The organism is Pseudomonas sp. 30_B, from assembly GCF_017491605.1.
GTDB lineage: Bacteria > Pseudomonadota > Gammaproteobacteria > Pseudomonadales > Pseudomonadaceae > Pseudomonas.
The window spans coordinates 1-246 of sequence record NZ_JAFGYY010000473.1 but is presented as its reverse complement, the minus strand read 5'-3'; the positions used below and the strand labels follow the sequence as shown (position 1 = coordinate 246).

General features: G+C 59.3%; 1 pseudogene. It reads left to right on the top strand.

The annotated features are described in order from the left end of the window. A pseudogene (locus J5M67_RS29155) lies at positions 1-246 on the top strand (arylsulfatase); the annotation flags it as partial.

Here is a 246-nt window from a genome sequence, read left to right as displayed (position 1 = left end):
ACGAGAGTGCGCGCAAGGAGTTCTATTACTTCAACGACGAGGCCGAGTTGGTGGGCATGCGCTTCAACGACTGGAAAATCGTCTGGTGCGAACAGCGCGCACCGGGTGGCCTGAAGGTCTGGAGCGAACCCTTCGTCTGCCTGCGGATTCCCAAGCTGTTCAACCTGCGCATGGACCCGTACGAGACCGCCGACATCGTTTCCGACCAGTACAGCGACTGGCTGGTGAAGAACGCCTACCTGATGG